Origin of the sequence: Alcanivorax sp. 1008, assembly GCF_020667895.1 — a bacterium.
Lineage (GTDB): Bacteria > Pseudomonadota > Gammaproteobacteria > Pseudomonadales > Alcanivoracaceae > PGZG01.
This window is the reverse complement of the sequence record NZ_JAFMPS010000008.1, coordinates 110,616-124,381: the sequence shown is the minus strand read 5'-3', so window position 1 is coordinate 124,381 and position 13,766 is coordinate 110,616. Positions and strand designations below refer to the sequence as shown.

Here is a 13,766-nt window from a genome sequence, read left to right as displayed (position 1 = left end):
GGAGAGTTCATGTCACGAATGCAGTTTGCCCTGTTGGCTCAAGATGGTGTCGCCCGCCGTGGCCGCATGAGTTTTCCCCGCGGCACGGTGGAAACTCCCGCATTTATGCCGGTGGGTACCTATGGCACCGTCAAGGCCATGCTGCCGCGGGACCTGGAGGCCACAGGCGCAGAAATTTGTCTGGGCAATACTTTCCATTTGATGCTGCGTCCGGGAACCGAGGTCATTCGTCGGCACGGTGACCTGCACGATTTTATGCAGTGGCAAAAGCCCATTCTTACCGACTCCGGTGGTTTTCAGGTTTTCAGCTTGGGCAAATTGCGCAAGGTGAAGGAAGAGGGCGTCACGTTCCGCTCGCCAATTAATGGCAGCAAGGTGTTTCTTGGCCCGGAAGAGGCCATGCAGGTGCAGCGCGACCTGGGTGCTGACATTTGCATGATCTTTGACGAGTGCACGCCCTTTCCCGCCACCGAGAAAGAAGCCCGTGACTCCATGGAGCTATCGCAGCGTTGGGCCAAGCGTAGCAAGGTGGCCCATGAGGGTAATGATGCTGCCTGCTTTGGCATTGTTCAGGGCGGCATGTACCCGCATCTGCGCCGTGAGTCGCTAGCCGGTTTGACCGAGATTGGTTTTGACGGATATGCCATCGGTGGGCTGTCCGTGGGGGAGCCTCAGGAAGAGATGCTGCGTATTCTTGGCCAGATCACTCCGGATATGCCTGAGGATCGGCCGCGCTACCTGATGGGCGTTGGCCGGCCGGAAGATATTGTTGAAGCGGTGCGGCGCGGCGTCGACATGTTTGATTGCGTGATGCCCACTCGCAATGCCCGCAATGGCCATCTGTTTACCTCCACCGGTGTGGTGCGCATCCGCAATGCGGTGCACCGGGAAGACACCGGGCCGCTGGATGCGGCCTGTGACTGCTACACCTGCAAGAACTTTTCCCGTAGTTATCTGCACCATCTGGACCGCTGCGGTGAGATGCTCGGCGCACAACTGGCCACCATTCACAATCTGCACTACTACCAGAGCCTGATGGCTGGATTGCGGGGGGCTATTGAAGCCGGTACATTGTCGGCCTTTGTCGACGCCTTCTATGCGGCTCGGGATCTCCCCGTGCCTTCCTTGTAACTGATTTTTCGGGAGTTTTTATGAGTCTGCTGATTTCCCCTGCGTTTGCCGAAGCTACTGCACCTGCCGGAGCCGCTGGACCAGGCGCTGGTTTCGACTGGATCCTGATCATCGGTATGGTGGTTATTTTCTATTTCTTCCTGATCCGCCCGCAGTCAAAGCGTGCCAAGGAACACCGTGAGCTGGTCAGCGCATTGGCCAAAGGTGATGAAGTTGTTACCACCGGCGGCATTCTGGGCAAGGTCAATAAGGTGACGGATGACTATGTGGTAATCGAGATATCTACCAACATGGAAATCAAACTGCAGAAGAACGCCATCTCTGCAACCTTGCCGAAAGGCACTATTAAAAGCATCTGATTGACCCTGAAGGATGGGCGTTGTCGTGACGTCCATCGGGAGACCCCCTGATGAGCCATTACCCGCGCTGGAAGTTACTGCTGTTGATTGCCGTACTTGGCATCTGTGGCCTGTATGCCATGCCCAATCTCTATCCTGATGTTCCAGCGATTCAGGTTTCCAGTACGGAAGCAGGCGGAGAAGTATCCTCGTTTGCCCGGGAAAAGCTGAATAAAGCCCTGGCGGATGCCGGTATCGACCACAGTGCTGGCGAGCAGGTGGGCACTTCCTGGCTGGTGCGCATGGGCAGCAATGATGATCAGCTGCGCGGCAAGATAATCGCCGAGGGGGCGCTGGGTCGGGATTATGTGGTGGCTTTGAATTTGGCGCCAACCACGCCGGACTGGTTGCGCAAAATTGGTGCCAGCCCGATGAATCTGGGCCTCGATCTGCGCGGCGGTGTGCACTTTCTGATTCAGGTAGACAGCGAGGCGGCAGTACGCCAGCGCATGGAAGCCTGGGCTGGTGAAGTACGTCTTATGCTGCGCGACGACGGAGTGCGTTATCGCAGTGTTGAACAGGATGGCCGGGATTTGCTGGTGCAGTTTCACGATCTGGCCGGTCTGGATGCCATGGAGAACAAGATTCGCACACGGCTGCGTGAGTTCACCGGTCGTCGTTTAGATGACTCTGTTGCACTGCGGATGAGCCTTAGCGAGCAGGGAGTAAAGGAGATTCAGGATTACGCGGTGGACCAGAACCGTACTTCCTTGGCTAACCGGGTGAATGAACTGGGTGTTGGCGAGCCGGTGGTGCAACGCCAGGGTGTTGACCGTATCGTTGTCCAGCTACCCGGTATTCAGGATGCCGCTCAGGCGCGGCGTATTCTTGGTCGCACGGCGACGCTGGAATTCCGCCTGGTGGCGGATGAGTATGCCGGTCGGATTCCTTCTGTGGCGCCAGTGGGTACCGAGATATTTCCTTTCAAGGATGATGGCATGCCGGTGATTCTGCGCCGTCAGAGCATCGTTACCGGTGATCAGGTCACCAATGCCCAGATGGGCTTTGATGAGCGAGGCGTACCGGAAGTGAATATCACTCTGGATGCTGGCGGTGCTCGTCGCATGCAGAGAATTACGGAAGATAACGTCGGCAAGCCGATGGGTGTTTTGTTTATTGAGAATAAAAGCGAAATCGAGCGCTACATGGATGCAGAAGGTGTGCGTCAAGAGCGGGTGGTGAATACCTCAGAGCAGTACGTTATTAACGTGGCGATCATTCAATCTGTGCTTAGTAGCCGTTTCCGGATTACCGGCCTGGACAGTGCAGCTGAAGCTTCGGAGCTGGCGTTGTTGCTGCGTGCCGGTGGTCTGGCCGCGCCGATCTCGATTATCGAAGAGCGCACCATCGGCCCAAGCCTGGGCGCTGACAATATTAAAGCGGGCTTCAAGTCGATGGTTATTGGCATGTCGCTGGTGCTGGTTTTTATGGCGGTCTGGTACAAGGTATTCGGACTGATTGCCAATATCGCGCTGGTGGGAAATCTGATCATCATTGTTGGCATCCTGTCACTGATTCCTGGTGCAACGCTGACCCTGCCCGGTATCGCCGGTATCGTGCTGACTGTTGGTATGGCGGTGGACGCCAATGTGCTGATCTTCGAGCAGATCAAGCAGTCGCTGAAAGATGGACTGGCGCCATTGAAGGCAATTGAGGCCGGCTTTGACCGGGCTTTCTCTACTATTATCGACGCCAATATCACCACCATGATTGTTGCGGTGATTCTGTTTGCTGCTGGAGCCGGATCAGTGCAGGGCTTTGCGGTAACACTGTTTATCGGCATCCTGACATCCATGTTTACCGCCATTATCGGCACTCGAGCCATGGTTGGCTTTATCTACGGCCGGGCATCCCGCGCGCCGTCACGGCTGAGTATTTAAGGAGAACACCATGGACGCACTGCATCGTTTTGACTTCATGGGATTGCGTCGTACCTTCGGCGTGCTCTCCATCGTTCTGGTTTTGGCTTCGCTGGGCTTGCTGGTTGGCAAGGGTCTGAATCTTGGTTTGGACTTCACCGGCGGCGCGTTGATTGAGGTCAGTTCGCCACAGGACATCGTTATTCAGGACGCCCGCAATGCATTGCAGGGAACCCCTTACGATGATGCGGTCATCCAGCATTTTGGTTCGGCTCGCGATGTGGTGGTGCGAGTGGCACCGAAAGGGGATATCGGCAACGACGAGGTGGGCCTGGAGCTGTTTGCCTTGCTGGAGGGCGCCCTGCCAGAGGTGGAGTTGCGCCGGGTAGAGTTTGTTGGTCCTCAGGTGGGTAACGAGCTTCGTGATCAGTCTGGTTTGGCGCTGCTAATGGCGCTGGGCGCCATGCTTATCTATATCTGGTTCCGTTTTACCAACAAGTTTGGTGTGGCGGCGGTGGTTGCTCTGTTCCACGACGTGGTCATCGTTCTTGGTGTTTTCTCCCTGTTCCAGTGGCAGGTGGACTTGACCGTTCTGGCGGCTCTGCTGGCGTTGATCGGTTACTCGATTAACGACTCCATTGTGGTGGCGGATTATGTTCGCGACATGTTTCGTACCACACGGCTGAATAATCCAGCGGAAATTGTTAACAGCGCCATCCAGTTGACCATCGGTCGGACGGTGAACACATCGTTAACTACCTTGCTGGTAGTGCTGGCACTGCAGTTTTTCGGTGGCGAGGCGGTTCACAGCTTCTCGCTGGCGTTGTCCATCGGCATTATCGTTGGTACTTACTCCTCCATTTATATTGTCTGCAATCTGGCGCTGGCTATGAAGCTGGACAAGGAAGACTTTATTATTCCGATTGTCGAAGAAGTGGATGAGGCTCCCTGATGGCGGAGAGGTTTCTGGAACGCTTGATGTATGCCACGCGTTGGATTCTGGCCCCGATTTATCTGGGCTTGAGTCTGACCCTGCTGGCTCTTGCTATTAAGTTTTTTCAGGAAGTTTTTTATATCTTGCCGAACGTTTTTCAGATAGCTGAAGCGGATCTGATTCTCAAGATTCTGACCCTGATCGATATTGCGCTGGTTGGCGGCTTGCTGGTGATGGTGATGTTCTCCGGTTACGAGAACTTTGTATCGCGGCTGGATATTGACGAGGGCTCTGAAAAGCTTAGCTGGCTGGGCAAGATGGACTCCACCAGCCTGAAGAACAAGGTGGCAGCATCTATTGTTGCCATCTCATCTATTCATCTTCTGAAGGTTTTTATGAATGCCCAGAACATCGAAAATGACAAGCTGCTTTGGTATGTGATTATTCACATAACCTTTGTGCTGTCCGCATTCGGCATGGGCGTTCTTGATCGTTTGACCCGTCACTGATAGTTGCAGCACTTGCGGGGTGGATATTGTGATCCACCCCGCGCTGTACACCGAAGCTTTAATTACTCAATTACTGTTCCGAGCTGGCACAGTCTGCGCATAGAGTGGCTTCCGGCAGGGCGCTTAATCGCCCCGCGCTGATGGCCCCTTGGCAGCGTTCACAGATATCCCCGGCGTCCTGTTGGATGCGAGCCAGAGCATGGTTTACCTGTATCAGTCGGTCGCGTCCTTCTTCCTCCAGCGCTTCCACCACCTCGTCGTTCTGCACCTCTACAGCCTGCTCGGCGAAGTCTGGATCCAACGGGCCATCCGCTCGTTTCTGATGCTGGTGGTAGCGTTCCAGCCGCTGCATCAGGCTGTCACGAAGGGCCTCCAGTTTCTGTAGTCGACTTTCCATTGCTCTCTCCTGTGTAGGATTTGATTGTGATCGGCAGAGCAGGGCGTTGGGCTGACCCAGATCAATAGACAGTCTGACAGAGAGGATATGCTGATGTTATACTAGTCAACTTGCATTGCTAACTTGTGGAGACACGAATGACCGTTGAAAAACATGACCTGTTGCATGAACTGCCTGAGTATCGTGAGCAGATTCACGATCTGAAAATGAGCAATAACCACTTTGCCAAGCTGTTTGACCAGTACCATGATGTTGATCATGAGGTGCGTCGCATCGAAACCGGTGTAGAGACAACCTCGGATGACTATCTGGAGCAACGCAAAAAGGCGCGGTTGAAGCTGAAAGATGAGATGTATGCCATGCTGCGGGAGGCTGTTTCCTGACAGCGGCAGGTGGAGAAAAGAAAGGCGCCCTGAGGCGCCTTTTTTGTTGTTGACCATACTCGCCCTGATTAACGCTTCAGCTTTTCTGTCAGGTGCGGCTGGATCTTCTGCAGCAAACCTTTGAACACCTTTACCGAGCCAGCCACCACGTTGCCGCTCTCCAGATGGCGCGGGTTGCCACTTAGATCGCCAATCAGGCCGCCTGCCTCTGTGACCAGCAAAGATCCGGCCGCGATGTCCCACTCTTGCAGGCCCATCTCGAAAAAACCATCCATACGCCCGGCCGCCACCCAGGCCAGATCCAGCGCTGCGGAACCAGGGCGACGCAGGCCTGCCGTGCTGGCGGCGATTTCCTTGAACATGGCCAGATAGGCGTCCATATGCTCTGCCTGATCCTTGCGGAACGGAAAGCCGGTGCCGATCAGAGTGCCTTCCAGTCCGGTGGGCTGAGTGACCCGCAGGCGGCGGCCGTTAAGTGCCGCGCCACGCCCTTTGCTGGCGGTGAATTCTTCGTCGCGCAGTGGATCGTAGATGAGCGCGTGCTCGACCTTGCCCTTGTGTTTCAGGGCAATAGAAATGCAGTACTGGGGAAAGCCATGGATAAAGTTGGTGGTGCCGTCCAGGGGATCGATCACCCACTGCCAGTCGCGCCCTTCGCCTTTGCCTTCGATGATGCCGGTCTCCTCGCCAAGGAAACCGTGGTCCGGATAGGCCTTACTGATCACTTCGATGATCTTTGCTTCGCTGGCCCGGTCCACTTCGGTGACGAAGTCATTAATGCCTTTTTTCTGCACACTGATGACGGATACGTCTTCAGCCGCACGGCGGAGAATGTTGCCTGCCTGACGGGCAGCGCGTTGGGCAATGTTGACCTGGGGAGCCAGCATGGGGAGCAATCCTGTAAAAGAGCGGGTAGTAGGGCGCGGATTGTAGCAGAGCGGCCGGCGTCGCGGCAGTGCCTGTAGTGTCTTCAACTGTTAACATGCGCCTCTTTTTTCATGGATTTAGTGGCAGCCATGCTTGATCGTGTGCGTATTGTGATGGTGGAAACCCGGCACCCCGGCAATGTTGGTGCGGCGGCGCGGGCCATGAAAACCATGGGTTTGTCTGATCTGCGCCTGATTCGGCCGGTCAGATTTCCCGATCCGGAGGCCAGTGCCCGCGCCACCGAAGGTGCGGTTGATGTGCTTGAGAGGGCGCAGGTATGCGCGGATCTGGACGAGGCATTGGGTGATGCGGATCTGGTGATTGGCACCAGTGCCCGCCAGCGCCGCATTCCCTGGCCCTGTATCACGCCGCGCCAGCTGGGGGATCGTATTGCCGCCGAGCCGGACATGAAAGTGGCGGTGATGTTTGGTCGTGAGGACAGGGGCCTGACCAATGAAGAGCTGCAGCGCTGCAATTTGCATGTATCCATTCCCAGTGCGCCGGAATATGGTGTGCTGAATGTGGCGTCAGCGGTGCAGCTGATCAGCTACGAGCTGCGTCTGGCGCTGGTCGGTGATGAGGTGGATATGCCAGAGGCCAGAGCCAGGCGTTATAGCATGCCGTTGCCTGAGCTGGTCTGGGATGAGCCGCCAGCTAGTAATCAGGATGTTGCCCTCCTGCTGGAGCATCTTGAGCGAGTCGCTACCACAAGCGGCTTTCTGGACCCGGCCAATCCCGCGCAGGTAGGCTCACGACTGCGGCGCCTGTTTATGCGAGCCCGGCCGGACAAAATGGAAGTCGGTATCCTGCGCGGCATTCTTGCCAGCATTGAAAAGCGTTGGGAAAAGTAACGTCCCCTGTTGGGAGTGTTTATGTTTGCTCATATCCGTGAAGACATCCGCTCGGTATTTCACCGCGACCCGGCGGCGCGTAACAGTTTTGAGGTGCTGCTGACCTATCCGGGCCTGCACGCGCTGCTGTTCCATCGTCTTGCACATGGCTGCTGGAAGGTCGGCCTGAAGTTACTGGCCCGTTTGATTTCTGCTTTCAGCCGCTGGATGACCGGGGTTGAAATCCACCCCGGCGCCACCATCGGTCGACGTTTCTTTATTGATCACGGCATGGGTGTGGTGATTGGTGAAACCGCCGAGATAGGCGACGACGTCACCCTGTATCACGGCGTCACGCTGGGCGGCACTACCTGGAACAAGGGTAAGCGCCACCCCACGCTTGGCGATGGCGTGGTGGTTGGCGCCGGCGCCAAGGTGCTGGGGCCGATCACTCTTGGGGCTGGCAGCAAGGTGGGTTCCAATTCAGTGGTCACCCGGGATGTGCCCGAGGGCGCCACGGTGGTCGGTATCCCCGGCCGGGTGATTCGCCAGCCAGAAACCGACAAGGAGCGCGCCCGGGAGGAAATGGCCAAGAAGATCGGTTTCGAGGCATACGGTATGGCCAGCGATATGCCGGACCCGGTGGCCCAGGCCATTCACCTGCTGCTGGACCATATGCATGCGGTGGATACCAAGATAGATCGGATGTGCCAGTCGTTGTCCGATCAGGGCATTCGCAGTTGCGACGAAAAGCTGCCGCAGCTGAATGACGAGGACTTCGACACGGTCAGGCAGGAAGGCGAGTAGCTCTCCGTCCGGAATACTTGACCAATTTAGTCGGGATTAGGTAGCCTTGACGGCATTGTCACACGGGCCATGTGGGATTGCCGTCATGCGACTGACTACCAAAGGACGCTACGCTGTTACAGCGATGCTTGATCTGGCCCTCCATGCGGAGAATGGCCCAGTGTCGCTGGCGGATATTTCCGAGCGTCAGGGCATTTCCATTTCCTATCTTGAGCAGTTGTTTGCCAAGCTGCGTCGTCGTGAGCTGGTCACCAGCGTGCGTGGCCCGGGCGGCGGTTATCAGCTGTGCGCGGAGGCGCAAAGTATCAGTGTTGCCAGCGTCATTGATGCGGTAGATGAGTCGGTGGACGCTACGCGTTGCGGCGGGCAGGGTGATTGCCATGAAGGTGAAGTGTGCCTGACCCATCATCTATGGACTGATTTGTCCGATCGTATTCACCAGTTCCTCAGTGGTATCACCTTGGGTGATTTGCTGGCCCGTCGCGAGATTCGCCGTATTGCCGGGCGTCAGGACTCCCAGCTCAACAACCGTCGCCTCCAGATCATCCAGTCATGAAACCGATTTACCTTGATTACGCGGCGACCACGCCGGTGGCGCCACGGGTCATCGCCCGTATGTTGGAATTTCTTGGCGAAGATGCTGAGTTTGGTAATCCGGCGTCACGCTCCCACGCCTATGGCTGGTTGGCCGAGGAGGGCGTTGAAACGGCCCGCCGTCAGGTTGCCGACGTGCTGCATTGTGATGTTCGGGAAGTGGTCTGGACCAGCGGCGCAACGGAGTCCAATAACCTTGCTATCAAGGGAGCGGCTCTGGCCAATGGCCGGCGCAGCGGTCATCTGATTACGGCGACCACCGAGCACAAGGCTGTGCTGGATTGCTTCCGCTGGCTTGAAGGGCAGGGCTTTAATGTCACCTGGCTGAGCCCGCTGGAAGATGGTCGAGTGGAGCCGGCAGCACTGCAACAGGCATTGCGTGCGGACACGCTGTTGGTGTCATTGATGCATGCCAATAACGAAACCGGTGTGATCAATGATATTGCTGCATTGGGAGAGCTGTGCCGTAACAACGGCACCCTGTTCCATGTGGATGCGGCTCAGACTGCGGGCAAGCTGCTGCTGGATCTGTCACAGCTGCCGATCGACTTGCTGTCTATTTCCGCACACAAATTTTATGGTCCGAAGGGCGTTGGTGCGCTCTATGTCCGGCGTCATTCTGATGTCAGGCTGGAGCCGCAGATGCACGGCGGTGGTCATGAGCGAGGCATGCGCTCCGGTACTCTGGCCAGTCATCAGATTGCCGGTTTGGGTGAGGCGCTGGCATTGGCTGCCGAGCAGATGAATGAAAATTCCCTGCGCATCGGTAATTTGCGCAATCAGTTATGGGACAGGCTTTCACGCTTGCCCGACGTATATCTTAATGGCCATCCCAGCCAGCGCTTGCCTGGTCATCTGAATCTGGCCTTTGCCGGTATTGATGCAGATATGCTGATCAGCGCGCTCAGTCAGGTGGCCATATCTTCTGGCTCAGCCTGTACCTCGGCTTCGGTGGAGCCTTCCCATGTGCTGACGGCCATGGGGCTGTCGCGGGAACATGCGCTGTCTTCGGTGCGCCTGAGTCTGGGTAGACAGACCACGGAGCAGCAGGTGGAAACTGTGGCTGCCCATATTGAGTCAGTGGTCACCAGTCTGCGTAGTCGTTGAATTTCCCCCTTTAATTCTTTCGGCGTGCATGACAGCGTCGCCGGAATTATGAACAATAGCCCGGTCGCATCAAAGGCCGCGCCAATGAACCAGACCCTTCTTTCCCTGCGGGGAATCAGCAAACACTACGGTGGCCGGGCGGTCCTGAAGGCGCTGGATCTTGATATTCTTGATGGTGAGTTTCTTACCCTGCTGGGGCCGTCCGGCTGCGGCAAAACCACACTGCTGAGACTGCTGGCAGGATTTGAGCGTCCCGACAGCGGCACCCTGACCTTATCTGGTCAGGACATCACCCGCATACCGCCTGAGCGCCGCCCATTGAATACGGTTTTTCAGCAGTATGCTCTGTTTCCCCATCTGACTGTGGCCGGCAATGTGGCCTACGGCCTGCGCATGGAAAAGCGGCCAGAGGCAGAGATTCGTCAGCGAGTGACTGAAGCGCTGGCCATGGTTCAGTTGGCAGAGTTTGCGCAGCGCAAGCCGCACCAATTGTCTGGTGGTCAGCAGCAGCGTGTCGCCATCGCCCGGGCGGTGATCAAGCGGCCCAAGCTGTTGTTGCTGGATGAGCCGTTGTCGGCACTGGACTATAAGCTGCGCCGGCAGATGCAGATTGAGTTAAAGCGACTGCAGCGTGAGCTGGGCATTACATTTGTGTTTGTGACCCACGATCAGGAAGAGGCACTGTCCATGTCTGATCGCGTTGTTGTGCTGCGCGATGGCGAGGTGCAGCAGCTGGGAACGCCCCGGGAAGTTTATGAGAGACCCACTAATCTTTTTACTGCCCGTTTTGTTGGCGAAACTAATTTATTTCCTGCCACAGTGAAAGCCATTGATGGGGATCGCATTGCTCTGGATGTTCGGGGTTTGTCGCGCGATTTGCGAAAGCCGGCTTTCCAGGTGAGTGTGGGCGAGCAGGTTAATGTGTTGTTACGGCCGGAAGATATTCGGGTGCTGGCGGCGGATGCGGACTATGGTTTTCCCGGCACGGTAATCGAGCGTAACTATAAGGGCAGCACGCTGGACTCTCTTATCCGTCTTGAGGATGGCAATGAAGTGTTAGCCAGTGAGTTCTTCGATGAGGATGATCCTGCCTTCGATTACAACCTGGGAGAGCAGGTCAGAGTCAGCTGGGTGGACGGCTGGGAGTGGATGCTGCCGACAGCTAATGGAGATGCTGCTGGACCGCACAATGCATGAGCGCCAGCCGTTTCGCAGCGCAGTGTTGTTGCTGGTTTGGAGCTGGCTGCTCCTGCTGGTGCTATTGCCGAACCTGCTGGTTATCGCGGCCAGTTTCGCCACTAGAGATCCTCAGGACTTTCTGTCGCTGCCGCTGACTCTGGAAAGTTACCAGCGCCTGATTAATCCGCTCTATCTGAGCGTTTTTACCCACTCCCTTTATATGGCAGCGATGACCACGCTGTTATGTCTGTTAATTGGCTACCCGTTCGCCTGGGCGCTGTCGAGAGTCGACAAGCGCTGGCAGACATTGTTGATGATTCTGTTGATCGTACCTTTCTGGACCAACTCACTGGTGCGCACATATGCAATCAAGCTGCTGCTGGCCAGTAATGGTCTGATCAACAACTTATTGCAGTCCCTTGGCGTGATCGATGCTCCAATCACCATGTTGTATACGGAAGGTGCGGTGATCGCTGGCCTGGTATACCTGTTGTTGCCGTTTATGATCCTGCCGCTTTACACCGTATTTGAGGATTTGCGCGACGACCTGCTGCAGGCATCCCATGACCTTGGCGCTGGTCGAATGGCAACCTTTGTGCGAGTGGTCATCCCTTTGACCCTGCCCGGTGTTATCGCCGGAGTGCTATTGGTGCTGTTGCCGGCCATGGGAATGTTCTATGTGGCAGATGTGCTCGGCGGTGCAAAGAATCTCCTGGTTGGCAACGTTATCAAGAATCAGTTTCTCGATGCCCGTGACTGGCCATTTGGTGCGGCCGCCAGCGTGCTGCTGACGCTGGCCATGGCGCTACTGATTCTGGCCCATGGGCTTAGTCGGCGGCGTATTGGTCAGGAGGCAGTGGAATGAATCGCTGGCTGCCACGAATCTATCTGATGCTGGTTTATGCCCTGCTTTATGTGCCGATTCTGGTGCTTGTCATTTATTCCTTTAACGACTCACGCACCGGTTACCGTTGGGGCGGTCTGAGCTTGCGTTGGTACCAGGCACTATTTGATAACCATGCCATGGTTCAGGCGATGTGGAACTCGTTGTGGCTGGCACTGGCCGCGGCCACCGTTTCCACAGTGATAGGAGGGCTGACCGCACTGGCGCTGCATCGCTACCAGTTTCGTGGTAAGCAGGCGCTGCGCGGTATGCTGTTTGTGGTAATGATGTCACCGGAGATCGTTCTGGCGATTTCTCTGCTGGCCCTGTTTCTGGTGGTTGGCGTGCAGCTGGGTTTTGTCTCCTTGCTGCTGGCCCATGTGACTTTTTGTCTGCCTTTTGTGGTGATTACGGTGATGGCCAGGCTAAGTGGTCTGGATGAGCGCCTGATGGAGGCAGCAAGGGATCTGGGAGCGGGTGAGTTTACTACGGTGCGGACTATTCTGGTGCCGGTGATGATGCCGGCCCTGCTGGCCGGTTGGCTACTGGGTTTCACCCTGTCTCTGGATGACGTGGTGGTGAGTACCTTTGTAAGCGGTCCCAGCTATGAGATATTGCCCCTGAGGATCTATTCCATGGTGCGTGTCGGTCTGAAGCCGGAAGTTAATGCGTTAGGTACCTTATTGCTGGTATTTTCTCTGGTCATGCTGGTGTTGTCGCAATTTATTCTGATGAGGAACAAACAATGAAGAAGGTCGCATTGGCTGCCATGCTGGCAGTCGCAATGTCGGGTTGTAGCAAGCAGGAAGAGCAGGTGCTGAACCTGTACAACTGGTCCGAGTACATGCCGCAGGAAGTACTTGAGCAATTCACGGAAGAAACCGGCATTAAGGTGATCTACACCACCTATGACAGCAATGAGGCCATGTATGCGCGATTGAAGCTGCTCGATGAAAGCAGCCAGTATGATCTGGCCGTGCCGTCTACCTATTATGTCAACAAGATGCGCAATGAAGGCTTGCTGGCTCCGATCGATTACAGCCAGCTGGCTGGTTTCGATAACATTGATCCCACTCTGGTGAATCTGGAGATTGACCCGGGTAATCAGTACAGCGTGCCCTATTTGTGGGGAACCACCGGTCTGGCGGTTAATGCCGCTGTGATTGATCCTGCACAGGTGACTAGCTGGGCGGATCTATGGAACGAGGAATATCAGGGCCGCATCATGATGATGAACGATGTGCGCGAGGTGTTTCACGTTGGCCTGCGTGTACTGGGCTACTCTGCCAACACCACCAACCCGGAAGAAATCGAAGCAGCCTACAACAAGCTGGCGGAGTTGATGCCTGGAGTGCGTACTTTTAACTCTGACGCCCCGCGCATGCCCTATCTGGAGGGTGAAACCGATATTGGCATGATCTGGAATGGCGAGGCGGTGATGGCACTGGAGGATATGGACTCGCTGACCTATATCTACCCCAAGGAAGGTGCTGTTGTTTGGCTTGATAGCTTTGTGATTCCCAAGAACGCCAAGAACATTGAGGCAGCGCACAAATTTATCGACTTTATGTTGCGCCCGCGGGTAGCGGCCATGATCAGTACTGAGATTGGTTATGCCACGCCAAACCTGCCCGCTCGGGAACTGCTGGACCCGGAGGTAGCATCTGATCGTACGGTGTATCCGACCGCAGAAGACATGATCAACGCCGAGGTGCAGGAAGACGTGGGTGAGGCACTGCTGGTTTATGAGAAGTTCTGGGAAATGCTTAAGGCAGGAAGCTGAAGTTTGATAAGTAAAAGGGGCCCTCAGGGGCCCTTTTCTTTTTCT

16 protein-coding genes are annotated in these 13,766 nt (G+C 55.9%); 14 read left to right on the top strand and 2 right to left on the bottom strand.

Annotated features, from left to right (window positions below):
• Window positions 1–9 precede the first annotated feature (9 nt).
• Genes tgt through J1C54_RS10885 form a run of 5 tightly spaced genes read left to right on the top strand, consistent with a single transcriptional unit; the run spans window position 10 to window position 4,831 of the window.
• Window positions 10–1,131 (top strand): tRNA guanosine(34) transglycosylase Tgt, encoded by a 1,122-nt coding sequence (tgt, locus tag J1C54_RS10905; protein WP_229147473.1) that lies wholly within the window; start codon window positions 10–12, stop codon window positions 1,129–1,131.
• A 20-nt stretch (window positions 1,132–1,151) separates the two neighbouring features.
• Window positions 1,152–1,490 carry a preprotein translocase subunit YajC gene (yajC, locus tag J1C54_RS10900; RefSeq protein WP_229147468.1) on the top strand — a complete coding sequence of 113 codons (339 nt, stop codon included), beginning with the start codon at window positions 1,152–1,154 and terminating at the stop codon, window positions 1,488–1,490.
• A 50-nt stretch (window positions 1,491–1,540) separates the two neighbouring features.
• Window positions 1,541–3,409: a protein translocase subunit SecD gene (gene secD / locus J1C54_RS10895; protein WP_229147456.1), complete on the top strand. Its 1,869-nt coding sequence runs from the start codon at window positions 1,541–1,543 to the stop codon at window positions 3,407–3,409.
• Window positions 3,410–3,419: 10 nt separating this feature from the next.
• Window positions 3,420–4,340: a protein translocase subunit SecF gene (gene secF / locus J1C54_RS10890; protein WP_229147448.1), complete on the top strand. Its 921-nt coding sequence runs from the start codon at window positions 3,420–3,422 to the stop codon at window positions 4,338–4,340.
• A complete protein-coding gene (locus tag J1C54_RS10885; RefSeq protein WP_229147442.1) occupies window positions 4,340–4,831 on the top strand; it encodes a TIGR00645 family protein in 492 nt (163 codons plus the stop codon). The genes secF and J1C54_RS10885 overlap by 1 nt, the downstream gene beginning before the upstream one ends.
• Window positions 4,832–4,901: 70 nt before the next feature.
• Here J1C54_RS10885 and J1C54_RS10880 read toward each other — a convergent pair whose 3' ends face one another.
• Window positions 4,902–5,228, bottom strand: coding sequence for a TraR/DksA C4-type zinc finger protein (locus J1C54_RS10880; RefSeq protein ID WP_229147430.1), 327 nt, complete (start codon window positions 5,226–5,228; stop codon window positions 4,902–4,904).
• A gap of 137 nt (window positions 5,229–5,365) precedes the next feature.
• On the opposite strand from J1C54_RS10880, the gene J1C54_RS10875 reads away from it, so the two are divergent.
• A complete protein-coding gene (locus tag J1C54_RS10875) occupies window positions 5,366–5,611 on the top strand; it encodes a YdcH family protein (protein ID WP_229147425.1) in 246 nt (81 codons plus the stop codon).
• Between the two features lie 68 nt (window positions 5,612–5,679).
• On the opposite strand, the gene J1C54_RS10870 is transcribed toward J1C54_RS10875, so the two are convergent.
• The gene (locus J1C54_RS10870; RefSeq protein ID WP_370635648.1) at window positions 5,680–6,498 is read right to left on the bottom strand and encodes an inositol monophosphatase family protein; all 819 of its coding nucleotides are present in this window, start codon (window positions 6,496–6,498) and stop codon (window positions 5,680–5,682) included.
• 129 nt (window positions 6,499–6,627) lie between these two features.
• Here J1C54_RS10870 and J1C54_RS10865 point away from each other — a divergent pair, with 129 nt between their 5' ends.
• The 8 genes from J1C54_RS10865 (at window position 6,628) to J1C54_RS10830 (ending at window position 13,721) form a co-directional block, all read left to right on the top strand.
• Window positions 6,628–7,389 (top strand): RNA methyltransferase, encoded by a 762-nt coding sequence (locus tag J1C54_RS10865; RefSeq protein WP_229147549.1) that lies wholly within the window; start codon window positions 6,628–6,630, stop codon window positions 7,387–7,389.
• 21 nt (window positions 7,390–7,410) lie between these two features.
• On the top strand, window positions 7,411–8,175 hold the full coding sequence (cysE, locus tag J1C54_RS10860) for a serine O-acetyltransferase (protein ID WP_229147422.1): 765 nt from the start codon (window positions 7,411–7,413) through the stop codon (window positions 8,173–8,175).
• An 85-nt stretch (window positions 8,176–8,260) separates the two neighbouring features.
• A complete protein-coding gene (gene iscR / locus J1C54_RS10855) occupies window positions 8,261–8,731 on the top strand; it encodes a Fe-S cluster assembly transcriptional regulator IscR (protein ID WP_229147410.1) in 471 nt (156 codons plus the stop codon).
• Window positions 8,728–9,876: a cysteine desulfurase family protein gene (locus tag J1C54_RS10850; protein ID WP_229147407.1), complete on the top strand. Its 1,149-nt coding sequence runs from the start codon at window positions 8,728–8,730 to the stop codon at window positions 9,874–9,876. Before iscR ends, J1C54_RS10850 begins: the two co-directional genes overlap by 4 nt.
• Window positions 9,877–9,924: 48 nt before the next feature.
• Complete coding sequence (gene potA, locus J1C54_RS10845) at window positions 9,925–11,073, top strand: spermidine/putrescine ABC transporter ATP-binding protein PotA (RefSeq protein ID WP_255612613.1); 1,149 nt, start codon at window positions 9,925–9,927, stop codon at window positions 11,071–11,073.
• Entirely contained in the window at window positions 11,066–11,920 is an 855-nt protein-coding gene (gene potB / locus J1C54_RS10840) for a spermidine/putrescine ABC transporter permease PotB (RefSeq protein WP_229147403.1), read from the top strand. The genes potA and potB overlap by 8 nt, the downstream gene beginning before the upstream one ends.
• Window positions 11,917–12,687 carry a spermidine/putrescine ABC transporter permease PotC gene (gene potC / locus J1C54_RS10835; RefSeq protein WP_229147400.1) on the top strand — a complete coding sequence of 257 codons (771 nt, stop codon included), beginning with the start codon at window positions 11,917–11,919 and terminating at the stop codon, window positions 12,685–12,687. Before potB ends, potC begins: the two co-directional genes overlap by 4 nt.
• On the top strand, window positions 12,684–13,721 hold the full coding sequence (locus tag J1C54_RS10830) for an extracellular solute-binding protein (RefSeq protein ID WP_229147397.1): 1,038 nt from the start codon (window positions 12,684–12,686) through the stop codon (window positions 13,719–13,721). The genes potC and J1C54_RS10830 overlap by 4 nt, the downstream gene beginning before the upstream one ends.
• Window positions 13,722–13,766: the final 45 nt, after the last annotated feature.